Origin of the sequence: Flavobacterium flavigenum (genome assembly GCF_027111255.2) — a bacterium.
Classification (GTDB): domain Bacteria; phylum Bacteroidota; class Bacteroidia; order Flavobacteriales; family Flavobacteriaceae; genus Flavobacterium; species Flavobacterium flavigenum.
This window is the reverse complement of record NZ_CP114285.2, coordinates 3,941,634-3,953,399: the sequence shown is the minus strand read 5'-3', so window position 1 is coordinate 3,953,399 and position 11,766 is coordinate 3,941,634. Positions and strand designations below refer to the sequence as shown.

General features: G+C 33.7%; 12 protein-coding genes. 4 read left to right on the top strand and 8 right to left on the bottom strand.

What is annotated here, in order from left to right:
- Positions 1-128: 128 nt before the first annotated feature.
- From OZP09_RS16465 to rlmN, 5 genes are all read right to left on the bottom strand, one after another.
- On the bottom strand, positions 129-1,181 hold the full coding sequence (locus OZP09_RS16465; RefSeq protein ID WP_269234791.1) for a F0F1 ATP synthase subunit B family protein: 1,053 nt from the start codon (positions 1,179-1,181) through the stop codon (positions 129-131).
- Positions 1,182-1,288: 107 nt separating this feature from the next.
- The gene (locus tag OZP09_RS16460) at positions 1,289-2,005 is read right to left on the bottom strand and encodes a hypothetical protein (protein WP_281309669.1); all 717 of its coding nucleotides are present in this window, start codon (positions 2,003-2,005) and stop codon (positions 1,289-1,291) included.
- Positions 1,992-2,552, bottom strand: a complete 561-nt coding sequence (locus OZP09_RS16455; RefSeq protein ID WP_269234788.1) for an RNA polymerase sigma factor — start codon at positions 2,550-2,552, stop codon at positions 1,992-1,994. Before OZP09_RS16455 ends, OZP09_RS16460 begins: the two co-directional genes overlap by 14 nt.
- A 199-nt stretch (positions 2,553-2,751) precedes the next feature.
- Positions 2,752-3,732 carry a polyprenyl synthetase family protein gene (locus tag OZP09_RS16450; RefSeq protein WP_269234787.1) on the bottom strand — a complete coding sequence of 327 codons (981 nt, stop codon included), beginning with the start codon at positions 3,730-3,732 and terminating at the stop codon, positions 2,752-2,754.
- Between the two features lie 414 nt (positions 3,733-4,146).
- Positions 4,147-5,190: a dual-specificity RNA methyltransferase RlmN gene (gene rlmN / locus OZP09_RS16445; RefSeq protein ID WP_269234786.1), complete on the bottom strand. Its 1,044-nt coding sequence runs from the start codon at positions 5,188-5,190 to the stop codon at positions 4,147-4,149.
- Positions 5,191-5,592: 402 nt separating this feature from the next.
- Here rlmN and OZP09_RS16440 point away from each other — a divergent pair, with 402 nt between their 5' ends.
- The 4 genes from OZP09_RS16440 to OZP09_RS16425 all read left to right on the top strand — a co-directional run bounded on the left by OZP09_RS16440 (position 5,593) and on the right by OZP09_RS16425 (position 8,390).
- Positions 5,593-6,189 (top strand): YceI family protein, encoded by a 597-nt coding sequence (locus OZP09_RS16440; RefSeq protein ID WP_269234785.1) that lies wholly within the window; start codon positions 5,593-5,595, stop codon positions 6,187-6,189.
- Between the two features lie 304 nt (positions 6,190-6,493).
- Positions 6,494-6,847 carry a hypothetical protein gene (locus OZP09_RS16435; protein ID WP_269234784.1) on the top strand — a complete coding sequence of 118 codons (354 nt, stop codon included), beginning with the start codon at positions 6,494-6,496 and terminating at the stop codon, positions 6,845-6,847.
- Between the two features lie 108 nt (positions 6,848-6,955).
- Entirely contained in the window at positions 6,956-7,597 is a 642-nt protein-coding gene (locus OZP09_RS16430; protein ID WP_269234783.1) for an O-methyltransferase, read from the top strand.
- A gap of 70 nt (positions 7,598-7,667) precedes the next feature.
- Positions 7,668-8,390, top strand: a complete 723-nt coding sequence (locus OZP09_RS16425; RefSeq protein ID WP_269234782.1) for a phytanoyl-CoA dioxygenase family protein — start codon at positions 7,668-7,670, stop codon at positions 8,388-8,390.
- Between the two features lie 104 nt (positions 8,391-8,494).
- Here the strand turns inward: OZP09_RS16425 and OZP09_RS16420 are convergent, their stop codons facing one another.
- The 3 genes from OZP09_RS16420 to OZP09_RS16410 form a co-directional block, all read right to left on the bottom strand.
- The gene (locus tag OZP09_RS16420; protein WP_269234781.1) at positions 8,495-9,058 is read right to left on the bottom strand and encodes a phosphatase PAP2 family protein; all 564 of its coding nucleotides are present in this window, start codon (positions 9,056-9,058) and stop codon (positions 8,495-8,497) included.
- A gap of 1 nt (position 9,059) precedes the next feature.
- The gene (locus OZP09_RS16415; protein ID WP_025572873.1) at positions 9,060-9,407 is read right to left on the bottom strand and encodes a Sec-independent protein translocase subunit TatA/TatB; all 348 of its coding nucleotides are present in this window, start codon (positions 9,405-9,407) and stop codon (positions 9,060-9,062) included.
- A gap of 104 nt (positions 9,408-9,511) precedes the next feature.
- Complete coding sequence (locus tag OZP09_RS16410) at positions 9,512-11,755, bottom strand: M1 family metallopeptidase (protein ID WP_269234780.1); 2,244 nt, start codon at positions 11,753-11,755, stop codon at positions 9,512-9,514.
- Positions 11,756-11,766 lie beyond the last annotated feature (11 nt).

The following is an 11,766-nucleotide window of genomic DNA, read 5'->3' as shown; positions in this document are numbered from 1 at the left end:
CGTGAACTATTTTTTAAATTTTTAAAGCCTGTAAAAATACACAAATCAATCTTGAAATTTGATGGTTTAAAATAAAAAAAAGTACCTCATTCGAAGTACTTTCAATTAACTAAATTCAAAACTTATTCTTAATTCAAATCAAATCTAATTCCTAAAGAAATATTGTTTTCTTTTATTAGATTATCCTGAAAAAGAGGATTCAGATCATATTTTAAATACAAACTTGTTTCTTTATAACCTATGTAAGTACTCAGTCCGTAAATGAAATTATTGACATTAAAATCGCCTTTTGTTTTTTGTGTTGTTTTATAGTCGTTATCTTCAAACTTTAAAATCTGTTTCGATTTTACATTTATTCCTGCATAACCTCCAAATCCCATTCTAAATCCTTTGTGTGTTCTAAAATACTTTTTGTCACCATTCTGCCCTTCTTTCGAAAAGTCAAATTCTAAATGAACTGGTGCTACTAAATACACATTTCTAAAACGAGATTCTTTTAAGTGTATTGGATTTGTCACTAAATCTGTCTGGTCACCATCTACAACAAAGCTACGATTATCTGCTGGCCTAATATTATTATACATTACAGAAAGTCCGTATTTCGCATGCAATAAGTTGTTATTTTTCAGTAATCTGCTATTGTAAGTCAAACCCCACTCATAAAAATGAGAGCCTGTAAATTTATATTTTGAATCCTGAAGATCTCCATCTATCATTGTATTGTTTAATCCTAAAGCAAATACGAATTGTGAAGTGGTTCTTTTTTCACCACGAATAGAATCTTTATCCGACTTATGCTTCTGACTCCAGTCTTTATCATTCCAATGAATAACTAATCTGTGTTTTTTGATCGAATCCTCTTTGATTTTTCCGTCTACTTTCTGCTGAACCAAATCATTCAGTTCATTTTGAGCAAGACTTACTTTTTCTTCAATAATTACGGCTCTGGCTTCCGCAAGTTCCTTTTTTCGCTTATCGGCTTGTTCTCTCGTAATTTTTCCTTCTGACAACTGTACATTTACAGCTTCAACTTCTACTTTTAAAGTCTCTTTTTCTTCCTTAGTTATTTTTTCAATTTTATTAGCAATTTTTTTAGCTCTGGATTCAAAAGTTTCTTGTCCAAGCACTTTACTGACAAATAAAAAAACTAAAATAACGAGGTAAATGGTAAAATTTTTCATGATTGATTTTTTTTTTAAAATTTGATTGATGATTGATGATTTTTTATTCTAATTATTAATATGTTAACGCTGCATTTGCTATTTAATAAAATCAAAAAAAGCTGTTTTTATTCCTGTTGATTTCTATTTGCTACAGCTACTTTTACCGTTTGGTAATTTTTATTGACTGCTGTGATTACCCTCTCTCTAAACGAAAGTTCCAGTTCGTCATCTACCTGATTTAATAAATCATCTGCATTGATTTTTACTTTTGATTTTTTCTTCGATGAATTCTCTGCAACAATTGTTTTTTCAGCTGAGTTTAATAATTGATCTACAGTTTCTTTTTTTGAATTTTCAACAACTGAAACCTGATTGTTTATGGATTGTTTTTCGTGATTGTTTTTGATGATGACTGAAGACTCCGCTATTTGATTGTTCTCATTTTTAAGGTTTGTATTAGTTTCTGGATTAAGTTTATGTTGTTTTTTATTTGAATTTTGAATTGATTCTTTTTGTGAAATTGCCACTTCTGTTTTAACTGTATTTGTTACTTTTAAAACCGGTTTTGTTACGGTATCTTTCTTTGTACTTTCCTCAATTACAACAGGATTTTTTAAATTCTCGACTGGATTTTTCTGGTTATTAAAAAAGAACGTACCAACAAATAAAAAGCCTGCAACACTCGCTGCTATATACAGCCATTTATTTTTCTTTTTAGGCTGTTTTTTTTCTTCAGCAATACTCAGCATCGCATCTAATCGATCCCATCCTTTTTCACTCGGTTCAATTTTGCGCTGTTTGAGTTTATTACGGAAATCCTTTTCAAAATTATTCGGTTCCATTTTCTTGTTTTTTTAAAATAGTAATTTGTGTTTGCAGCATTTTCCTTGCGTGCGATAATTGCGATTTTGATGTTCCTTCATTAATTCCTAACATCTTTGCAATTTCATTGTGCTTGTAGCCTTCAATCGCATATAAATTGAAAACCATTCTATAGCCGTCGGGCAAAGCATCAATTAAAAACTGAATCTGTTCTACTGTAAACTGACTGTCGATTTCATTAAAACTCTCCTCAGTAAAAAATTCATCTTCGGCAAATTTTACTTTTTTCTGAACTCTTAGATATGAAATGCATTCGTTAACCATAATGCGGCGGATCCAGCCTTCAAAACTTCCTTTATGCTCAAAATTTTTCAGATTCGTAAATACTTTCATGAAAGCGGTTATCATTACATCTTCTGCCAGCTGAATGTCTTTTATATATTGACGGCACACGCTTAGCATTTTCGAAGAAAACTTACTATAAATCTGTTGCTGTGCCTGTCGGTTGTTTTCGACAGCCAGCTTTATGATTTTAGCTTCTTCTTGATGTAACTGAATAATTTTCATTAATAAGCGTTCAGATTTTGTTTTACTAACAGACTTCTATTAGCATAGACGAGATAAGTTTTAAAATGGTTGCATGTAGTAGAAAAAAATTCAAAAAATAAATTCCAAATTCCAACAATTAAAACATTACACACTGATTTACAACGAAATAAAATTAATTATCTAATTGAGAAATTTTCTAATTATTTAATTAAGGAAACTATTTCTTTCTTTCAATAACGTAATTCACCATCAAGGTAAGTGCATCTTTAAATTCAGAATCCGGGTAATTTTCTAAAAGAGAAAGTGCTTCCTGCTGAAACTGGATCATTTTATTTTCGGCGTAAGCCAGACCATTGTTGTTTTTTACAAAGGCAATCACTTCTTTTACGCGTTTTTTGTCTTTGTTGTGGTTTTTAATGGAGTTGATCAGCCACTTTTTTTCCTGCGGGGAGCAGGTATTTAAAACATGAATTAAAGGCAAAGTCATTTTTTGCTCTTTAATATCGATTCCGGTTGGTTTTCCAATAGCTTCTTCGCTGTAATCAAATAAATCGTCTTTGATTTGAAAAGCCATTCCGATAAGCTCTCCGAATTTACGCATATTTTCGACCTGTATATCATCCTCTTCGATTACTGATCTGGCACCAAGCGCACAACAGGCAGCTATAAGAGTAGCCGTTTTTTTTCGGATAATTTCGTAGTAAACCTCTTCTGTAATATCGAGTCGGCGTGCTTTTTCGATTTGAAGCAATTCACCTTCGCTCATTTCGCGGACAGCGACAGAAATAATTTTCAAAAGATCAAAATCACCATTATCAATCGATAACAACAGTCCTTTTGAAAGTAAATAGTCACCTACCAAAACCGCAATTTTATTTTTCCAGAGTGCGTTGATAGAGAAAAATCCGCGTCGACGATTACTGTCATCAACCACATCGTCGTGTACTAAAGTTGCGGTATGAATCAGCTCAATTACAGAAGCTCCACGATACGTTCTCTCATTTACAGTACCTCCTGAAACCATTTTTGCAGTGAGAAAAACAAACATTGGACGCATTTGCTTTCCTTTTCGGTTTACAATATAATAGGTAATACGATTTAACAATGCAACCTTTGAAGTCATGGATTCATGGAACTTTTTTTCGAAAAGTTCCATTTCGCTAAAAATAGGCTGTTTTATTTGAGAAGTAATATTCATTTCGCTTTCAAATATACTATTTTAAATAAAAAAACGTTCTTTATTTAGGTTAGTATAACATTTTTTTATGTGCTAATTCTAAAAGATCACCAAAAAACATCTGATTCTAATCCCTAATTTGAAGCCTATTATTAAAAGGAACTTAAATTATTTATTATGGATACAAAATTTATACTGCAGAACATACACAAATACAACCATTTCGTTTAAAGACACATTTTCTATTAGAAAAATGCCGTAAATCTCATTGCTGATTATTCAAACAGCAATCTCATACTCCTATAAATATCATCAAAGACGGTGTAATTTCATAAATAGATAAAAAAACAACCTTTTTTGCCCAAAAGAAAAGCATTAAAAACAAGTACAAATCTTGTCTTTAATGCTTTTTTATTTTTAGGATTATTATCTTATCTATGCTTCTTTATTCGCTAATTGTCCACAGGCAGCATCAATATCTTTTCCGCGGCTTCGGCGTACTTTTACTACTACTCCAATATTTTCCAATGCTTTTATATACGCCATAATAGATTCTTCTGAAGCCTGCTGAAACTCGCCATCATCAATTGGATTGTATTCTATTAAATTTACTTTGCAGGGAACATATTTACAAAACTTAACCAAAGCATCTACTGAGGCTTTGTCGTCATTGATTCCTTTCCAGACTACATATTCATACGAGATTTTGCTTTTGGTTTTCCTGTACCAGTATTCTAAGGCTTCGCGCAAATCTTTTAATGGAAAATTTTGACTGAAAGGCATAATTCGCGCACGAACTTCATCAATTGCAGAGTGAAGGGAAACTGCTAATTTGAATTTAACATCATCGTCGGCCATTTTTTTGATCATTTTAGGAATTCCGGAAGTGGAAACCATGATCCTTTTTGGCGACATTCCTAAACCTTCCGGAGAAGTAATCATGTCGATTGCTTTGATGACATTGTTATAATTCATCAAAGGCTCTCCCATACCCATGAAAACGATATTCGAAAGTGGATGATTATGATACAAACGGCTTTCTTTATCAATTGCCAGTACCTGATCGTAAATTTCACCCGGTTCCAGATTTCGCATACGCTTTAATCGGGCAGTGGCACAAAAATTACAATCCAGACTGCATCCTACCTGACTGGATACACATGCTGTTGTTCTGGTTTCAGTAGGAATTAAAACCGATTCGACTACAAGGCCGTCATGTAGCCGAACAGCATTCTTTACAGTTCCGTCACTGCTGCGCTGCATGGTATCAACCTTAATATGATTGATTACAAAGTTATTTTCAAGCATCGCCCTGGTAGGTTTTGCCACATTGGTCATGTCATCAAAGCTATGTGCACCTTTACTCCACAACCATTCGTAAACCTGATTTCCACGAAACGCCTTGTCATTATTTGCTACAAAAAACTCCCGTAACTGATCTTTTGATAAGGCTCTTATGTCTTTTTTCTCGATTTGCATGGTGCAAATTTAATCACTTTTGTTGTTTTTTGATGTTTTTTAAAGTCATTCTTCCTTAAAAGCTCCATTTTTTAAGGTTATTTTAGGACAATCTCACTTCTCTAACCACATAAGTATTCTAAAAACGCAAAAGAAATTCTAATATTATAATCACAATACGCACAAGCATTTAAATGCAAAACACAAATGGTTTTGTCATCCTGATTTGATTTATAAACATTCCGAGGTCATATTATATCGTTCTTTAAAACAATTCTGGCTATGATTTTTATCATTTAATCTGCTGTGTATTCACAATACATTTGAATAAGAATTAAGGGGATAATTTTTGATACAGGATTTCATCAGGCATCAGAAAAAATCAGTTCTTAATTAAATGATTAACGAATAAATCGATAAAAAATGAAAACTCTCAAATCTATTTTTTTAACAGTTATCTGTTTAGGAATTACTTTTTACACCAATGCTCAAAAAAATTATACAGTTAGTACAAAATCTAAATTTGAAGTTGCCGGAACTTCTACTATTCACGATTGGGTAATGAAATCAACAGACGGAACTGGCACAGCTAATTTAACAGTTAAAGATTCTAAACTGACTGACATAAACAGCCTGACAGTTATCTTGCCTGCAGAAAGCCTTAAAAGCGGAAAATCTAGCATGGACGATGTGGCTTACGAAGCTTTAGATACAAAAACATACAAAAACATTAAATATGTTTTAAAATCTGCTGATAAAGTAAATGAAACTGTATGGAACCTAACCGGGGTATATACGATTTCTGGTGTCAGTAAAGAGTTAAAAACGCAGGTTAGCATAACAGGCGTTAATGGAAACTTTGTTTTAAGAGGGTCTAACCAGATCACTTTTGCTGATTTTGGAATATCTCCTCCAACAGCAGCCCTTGGAGTGGTAAGAACCGGAAAAGACCTGACTATTCTTTTTAATATTACTTTAAATGATTACACCCAAAGTGAAAATATTTTAGTAATTAAATAACCTTTGATCTTAAGTAAAACTTAATCTACTACTTTCAATTGAACGGAGTCGAAAGCTTTTTATTCAAAAGAGCTTCGGCTCCGTTCTGATTTTCTGCACTTTAAAAACTGAATCCAATTCATCAATTTTTTTTCTGAAAAAATTTCAGCATCATTCCAAAAAAAAAATAAATTTTGGCACAAGAATTGTCTTGCACTCAAACGGAAAATAATCTTACAAAGAGCGCTTAATTTAAAAATTTGTACTTTTATTTTATCAGCTTTATAACCTTTATATTTTATCAATTTTAAAAAATTAATTAATCATGAAAAAACAAATTTTAAGTTTAGCAGTTATCGCTTTATTGTCATTCGGTGTTCAGTCTTGTGAAGACAAAAAAGCAAATAAACCTGAAGATGAATTAACACTTGGAAACAAAGTAGATTCATTGACAACAGATATTGAAGAAGTAAAAGACAGTGCTGTTGTGAAAGCAGAAAACGCTGCAGAAAAAGCGAAAGCAGCTACCGAAGAGGCAAAAGAAAAAACAAAAGAGACGATTGAAGATGTAAAAGATGCTACTAAAAAAGGGGCTGAAAAAGTAGAAGCTGCAGCAAAAGCAGCAAAAGACGGAACAGTGAAAACTGCAAAAGATGTAAATGAAGCCCTGAAAAAATAATTTCATCAAAATTTCAAATATAAGCCATCCATTTTCGGATGGTTTTTTTATGCCCGATGGTGAGCCTATATTTTGTATTTTTACAACAAAATCTGAATATACTACAAGATGCATTTTATTTCACAAGACTTAGAAGATTATATTGAACAGCATTCTGAAAACGAACCGGAATTATTAGCAAAACTCAATAAAGAAACCTACCAGAAAATCCTCTTGCCAAGAATGTTAAGCGGGCATTTTCAGGGGCGTGTTTTAAGTATGCTCTCTAAATTGATCCGGCCAATAAATATTTTGGAAATCGGGACTTATACCGGCTATGCCGCTTTGTGTTTGTGTGAAGGAATACAGGAAAACGGACAGCTTCACACGATTGATATCAAAGAAGAGCTTGTTGATTTTCAGCGTAAATATTTTGATGCATCGCCATGGGGAGCGCAAATTTTTCAGCATTTAGGTGAAGCCGTTGCTATTATTCCGACGCTGGATGTAAAATTTGATTTGGTTTTTATTGATGCTGACAAAGAAAATTATATTAATTACTGGGAAATGATTGTTCCGAAAATGAATAAAGGTGGAATCATTTTGTCAGATAATGTTTTATGGAGCGGGAAAGTCTTGGAACCGGTTCACCCAAATGATGTAAGTACCAAAATACTTTTAGAATACAATTTACTTTTGAAAAATGATCCAAGAGTAGAAACTGTTTTATTGCCAATTCGCGATGGATTGACAGTGAGCAGGGTTTTATAAACTGCAGCTACTAAGATGCTGAGATGCTAAGCTTCTAAGTTTTTTAATAGTCTTACTACAAAATTTAAAAATGAAGAATTTAAGTCAGTTAGATACTGAAGGTTTTGCAATTATTGATAATGTCTATAACGAAGATGAGATTCAAAAATTAATATCTTTAATTGAAGACACAACTGAAAATAATCCTGAAAACGGTACTTTCAGAAAATCTCAGGATTTGTTTGCAATAAGACAATTTCACAAACAAGTACCTGAAACTTTACCTCTTATATTCAACCAGAAATTACGGGATATTATAAAAACTAATTTTGGGGAAGACTATTTTATAACCAAATCCATTTATTTTGACAAACCTGAAAAGTCGAATTGGTTTGTGGCGTATCATCAGGATCTGACTATTTCTGTCAATAAAAAAATTGAGGTTGAGAATTTTGAAAACTGGACTGTAAAACAAAACCAATTTGCGGTTCAGCCTCCTGCTGCAATTCTGGAAAATAATTTTACCATCAGGATTCATATTGATAAGACCACGAAAGATAATGGTGCTTTGAAAGTGATTAATAATTCCCATTCTAAAGGAATTCTAAGAATTGAGAAACTTGATTTCGGAAAAGAAAAAGAAACCAACTGCGAAGTTCAAAAAGGCGGTATTATGATCATGAAACCTTTATTGTTTCATGCTTCAAACAAAACTACCAACAACGAACGAAGAAGGGTTATTCATATCGAATTCAGTAAACAGGAACTTCCTGAAGGATTGCAATGGAGCGAGAAAATGGTTTTACAGCATTAACGTCTTTTGAAAACAACTGCACTAGCCCGGATGGAAGCGACATCCTTTTGTGCCGGGGTTCGGCGCAAAAGATATAGCGTAGAGCCGGAAAAAGCTCCTGAAAATTATCCCGGAAAATATTTTGGCTTTAAATTTTGATATAGCTTGAACATCAAAAATCCGAAAAGGGCTCCAAAGAAATATCCGGTAAGAATATCTCCCGGATAATGCAAACCTAAATAAATACGGCTATAAGCAAAGATTAACGGCCATAAAAACAAAAATCCAAGGTATTTGAAATGGCGTTTTAAAACCAAAAATAAAAAGGTAGCCACAGCCATAGTATTAGCAGCGTGTCCAGAGAAAAAACTGTATGAACTACGGGATTGTACTATCCTGATGATGGTATTGATTTCAGGATTGTTACAAGGACGTAAACGTTGAAAAGTATTTTTGAAAAGATTCGTTGTCTGATCTGTAAAAGCAATTAAAGCAGCTATAAAAAGCAAGACATACAAAGTTTGCTTAATGCCTATTTTTTTATAAATAAGAAAAAATAAAAAGAGAAAAAAAGGCGTCCAATATACTTGTTTGGTAATAATCAGCCAAAGTGGATCGAATGCTTCTGAACCTAAACTGTTAAGATACACAAGTAACCTGGTATCTATTTCCTGTATTTTTTCAAGCATATTACATTTGGCGTTTTATAGGTCCTGAGATGGAGTCGATATCTTCTTTTACTTTATTAATTTCTGTCGCAGTATCTCCCAGAAAGCTTCCGGAATCGCCCAGCAAATTAGCTTTCGCATCATTGATATGAGCGTTGATATCGCCTGTTATACCGGTCAGGGATTTAGTATCAAGACCATTTTCCTCGGCCCCTTTTTGAATCTCGTTTTTAATATCGTTCGTTGCATTTTTTAACTGCGCCATGGCTTTACCCATTGTACGGGCAATTTCAGGCACTTTGTCTGAACCAAAAAGCATTAGCACTATAAACATTATAAAAACTAATTCTCCTCCTCCTATACCAAACATAACTTTTATTTTTTTGTGTCACAAAGATATTAAATTTTGCAGGCACGTGTTTTAAAATTTACTTAAAAAAAAAGACTCTTTACAGAGCCTTCTTAATTTTATATTTAGTCAAACTTTGATTTTTCCTCTACTTTTGGCCATGAATTGTTAGTTACATCTATGTCTGCCGTTAGTAATTTTGGATCTATCTGAATGCTCTTAATTCGTTTTTCAGTTGCGTATACTTTCTTGGCTGACTCATTTCCTTTTCGCCAGATTTGTGCCGGATACTGATAATTGCTTTTTGAACCGTCTTCATAGGTGATTTCAACCAGAATAGGCATAATCATTCCGCCCGGTTTATTGAATTCTACTTCGTAGAAATATTTAGGTGATTTGATGTTTGCTTTTTCCTCTGCTGTAAAAGTCTCATTTACATAATCAGCCAAAGGCTTAAAATCTTCTACTTTTAAAGCTTTTTTCTTTGAGACATCTACTTCAGCATTATCACCAGAAACCAAATAAACAAAAGGTCCTTTTTCATAACCGAAGCGTCCTTTTCTAACTTTGACCTCTTTTATATCTGCAGTTGGGGTATCAGAAACATAATATTGTTTTACATCTTTAATCCCAATATCTACAAAATCTGTTGAATAAAACCATCCTCTCCAAAACCAGTCTAAATCTACTGCAGATGCATCTTCCATTGTTCTGAAGAAATCTTCAGGCGTTGGATGTTTGAACTTCCATCTGTTGGCATAGGTTTTAAAACCATAATCAAACAATTCTCTCCCCATCACAACTTCTCTCAGGATATTAAGTCCTGTAGCCGGTTTTCCGTAAGCGTTATTTCCGAATTGATGAATGGTTTCAGAGTTTGACATGATTGGCTCCAAAAATTTCTGGTCCCCACTCATGTACGGAACAATATTTCTGGCCGGTCCACGTCTTGAAGGGAATTTTGAATCCAGTTCTTGTTCTGCTAAATATTCCAGAAACGAATTTAAGCCTTCATCCATCCAGGTCCATTGACGCTCATCTGAGTTTACAATCATTGGGAAGAAAGTGTGTCCTACTTCGTGAATTATTACACCAATCATTCCGTTTTTAACTTCCCTGCTTGTTTTACCATTTTCGTCAGGACGACCAAAATTCCAGCAAATCATTGGATATTCCATACCCTGATCTTCAGCTGAAACCGAAACTGCTTTTGGGTACGGGTAATCAAACGTATGCGAAGAATAACTTTTTAAAGTATGTGCCACAGTCATTGTGGAAGTTTCTCCCCAAAGCGGATTTGCCTCTTTTGGATAAACTGATTCAGCCATTACTGTTCTGTTTCCAATTTTTACCGCCATTGCATCGTAAATGAATTTTCTTGAAGAAGCAATTCCAAAATCCCTTACGTTTTTCGCACTGAATTTCCATGTTTTTTTCTTTTCAGAAAATCCTTTTTCAGCTGCTTCGGCTTCAGCCTGAGTAACAATTACAACCGGTTTATCAAATGACTTTTGAGCCTGTTCATAACGTTTTACCTGTTCTGCCGTAAATACTTCTGACCTGTTTGTCAGTTCTCCGGTAGCATTAATTACGTGATCTGCAGGAACTGTAATATTCACATCAAAATTTCCAAATGGCAATGCGAATTCTCCGCTTCCCCAAAACTGCATATTCTGCCATCCTTCAACATCATTGTAAACTGCCATTCTTGGATAGAATTGAGCGATCACATATAATTTATTGCCGTCTTTCTCAAAGAATTCGTAACCAGAACGTCCTCCTTCTTTTTGATAATTATTAATGTTGTACCACCATTTTATAGCAAACGAAATCTTTTCCCCTGGTTTTAAAGGTTTATCCAGGTCGATTCGCATCATGGTTTCGTTGATTGTATAGGACATAGGATTTCCTTTCGAATCCTTCACATATTCAATATTAAAACCGCGTTCCAGGTTTTTCTTCAGATACTTATCAGAAAAACTTCCTAATGGAAATACCTGATTAATTTTTTCTCCTTCTGCCAAAGTTGACTGCGTATTCGCTTTAGCCTGATTCTGATCCAGCTGGATCCATAAATATTCCAGACTGTCTGGTGAATTATTAGAATACGTAATCGTTTCAGATCCGCTTAATTTTGAATTTTTATCGTCTAATTCGATATCAATCTTGTAATCTGCCTGTTGTTGATAATAAGCAGGACCTGGGGCACCAGATGCCGTGCGGAACATATTGGGTGTAGCCATCAAATCATACATTTGGCTAAATTTGTTCGTATCATACTTTCCCTGTTGTTTTGGAGCAACAGTCGTATTTTTTTCCTGAGCAAATAGCATAGCAGGAAAAAGCAATAGTAATGAAAGTCTTTTCATGTGCAGAATTT

What these genes read in the sequence shown, in the direction of transcription:
- OZP09_RS16410 (WP_269234780.1), bottom strand. Translation starts at nt 11,755, where the DNA reads ATGAAAAGACTTTCATTACTATTGCTTTTTCCTGCTATGCTATTTGCT.
- OZP09_RS16455 (WP_269234788.1), bottom strand. Translation starts at nt 2,552, where the DNA reads ATGAAAATTATTCAGTTACATCAAGAAGAAGCTAAAATCATAAAGCTG.
- OZP09_RS16415 (WP_025572873.1), bottom strand. Translation starts at nt 9,407, where the DNA reads ATGTTTGGTATAGGAGGAGGAGAATTAGTTTTTATAATGTTTATAGTG.
- OZP09_RS16430 (WP_269234783.1), top strand. Translation starts at nt 6,956, where the DNA reads ATGCATTTTATTTCACAAGACTTAGAAGATTATATTGAACAGCATTCT.
- OZP09_RS16420 (WP_269234781.1), bottom strand. Translation starts at nt 9,058, where the DNA reads ATGCTTGAAAAAATACAGGAAATAGATACCAGGTTACTTGTGTATCTT.
- OZP09_RS16450 (WP_269234787.1), bottom strand. Translation starts at nt 3,732, where the DNA reads ATGAATATTACTTCTCAAATAAAACAGCCTATTTTTAGCGAAATGGAA.
- OZP09_RS16440 (WP_269234785.1), top strand. Translation starts at nt 5,593, where the DNA reads ATGAAAACTCTCAAATCTATTTTTTTAACAGTTATCTGTTTAGGAATT.
- rlmN (WP_269234786.1), bottom strand. Translation starts at nt 5,190, where the DNA reads ATGCAAATCGAGAAAAAAGACATAAGAGCCTTATCAAAAGATCAGTTA.
- OZP09_RS16425 (WP_269234782.1), top strand. Translation starts at nt 7,668, where the DNA reads ATGAAGAATTTAAGTCAGTTAGATACTGAAGGTTTTGCAATTATTGAT.
- OZP09_RS16435 (WP_269234784.1), top strand. Translation starts at nt 6,494, where the DNA reads ATGAAAAAACAAATTTTAAGTTTAGCAGTTATCGCTTTATTGTCATTC.
- OZP09_RS16465 (WP_269234791.1), bottom strand. Translation starts at nt 1,181, where the DNA reads ATGAAAAATTTTACCATTTACCTCGTTATTTTAGTTTTTTTATTTGTC.
- OZP09_RS16460 (WP_281309669.1), bottom strand. Translation starts at nt 2,005, where the DNA reads ATGGAACCGAATAATTTTGAAAAGGATTTCCGTAATAAACTCAAACAG.